Genomic DNA, 1,395 nt, shown 5'->3' on the forward strand with positions numbered 1-1,395 from the left:
GCCGAGCGGCCGCGGCCGGTCGGTGTTCTCGCTCAGCTCGCCCAGGCGCGCCAGCCACAGACGACCAAGCACCTGCAGGCCCTTGAGCGTGCCGGCGTCGTCACCTCCCAGCGCTCCGGCCAGCGCCGCGTCTACGCGCTCCGGCCCGCACCCCTACGGGAACTGGCGGCTGCGCTCACTCGCCTGGCCGACACCGCGGACCAAGCCGGCGGCTCGCGCGAGACCTACGACCGCTACGAGCTCAGCCTCCACGCAGAGCGGCTCGCCGCCAAGGAGCCGGGCTGGGCCGACGGCCGCTCATTCACGTTCCACCGGTCGCTGACAGCGGGCCCGGAAGAGGTCTGGCACCACCTGACCGAGGCCTCCCTGCTCGCCCGCTGGTGGACGCCGGATGACCTGCGCGTCTCCGAACTCGTCTTCGAGGCGCGACCGGGTGGACGGATCGTCCATGAGTACCGCGACGCCGAGGACGTCGACGGCTCCGACCTGGTCGCCGGGCGCGCGCTGGGAGTCGTCGAGGACGTACGCCCCGGTGAGCGCCTCGCCTACCGGCTCTCCCCCCAGCTTCCCGACGGCAGCCTCGCCTTCACCGCCCACCTCGACCTCGGACTCCGGCCCACCGACACGGGCACAGAACTCGACGTCCACTTCCAAGTCACCGACAGCACGGTCGACTCAGCGGACTTCATCGCAGGCATCGAGATCGGCTTCGGCCAGAGCCTCGACAAGCTCGCGGCGACCCTCACCGCGGACACACACGACACCGAGCACGACACCAATACAAGGAGCACCAAATGACGAACTCGACCGGCCGCAGGGTGACCGCGAACCTGAGCCTCACCCTCGACGGGCGTTACAACGGTCCAGGCGGGCCCAACGATTTCGCCGCGTTCGCCCCCTATGTGACCAGCGAGGTCGCGCGAAACCACATGAACCGCATCTGGGAGAGCGCGACGACGGCGCTGCTCGGCCGACTCAACGCCGAAGGATTCCTGGGCTACTGGCCAGCGGTCGCCGAAGACGAGAACGCCGACCCACGTGATCGCGGATACGCCAAGTGGCTGGTCGACACGGAAAAGGTGGTCTTCTCGACCACCTTGACCGAGGCCCCGTGGGAACGCACCCGCGTGGTGAACGCCCCCGCCGCCGACGTTGTTGCCGACCTCAAGGCCACTGGTGAGGGCGACATCCTCGTCAACAGCAGCGCGAGCATCATCAAGCCACTCCTGTCGGCCGACCTGCTCGACCGGCTGTACCTCATGATCTTCCCCGAGATCGCCGGCGGTGGGCAGCGACTGTTCGACGATGGCCTGCCAGCTTCGAAGTGGATGCTCACCCACCAGCAAAGCGGCGAACTGGGCGAGATCGCCATGGTCTACGACCGAGTCCGCTAAG

The 1,395-nt window shown here is 68.5% G+C and carries 2 protein-coding genes; both read left to right on the top strand.

What is annotated here, in order from left to right; genetic code table 11:
- Positions 1 to 798 (top strand): SRPBCC domain-containing protein (locus LDL49_RS56390; RefSeq protein WP_225303189.1); only part of this gene is annotated, 798 nt, incomplete at its 5' end.
- A complete protein-coding gene (locus tag LDL49_RS56395; RefSeq protein ID WP_225303190.1) occupies positions 795 to 1,394 on the top strand; it encodes a dihydrofolate reductase family protein in 600 nt (199 codons plus the stop codon). The genes LDL49_RS56390 and LDL49_RS56395, both read left to right, overlap by 4 nt.
- Position 1,395: the final 1 nt, after the last annotated feature.

It is taken from the genome of Nonomuraea aurantiaca, from assembly GCF_020215705.1.
In the GTDB taxonomy this organism is placed as follows: domain Bacteria; phylum Actinomycetota; class Actinomycetes; order Streptosporangiales; family Streptosporangiaceae; genus Nonomuraea; species Nonomuraea aurantiaca.

Excerpts from the sequence above, each read along its gene's own strand:
- LDL49_RS56395 (WP_225303190.1), top strand. The coding sequence starts at position 795 with ATGACGAACTCGACCGGCCGCAGGGTGACCGCGAACCTGAGCCTCACC.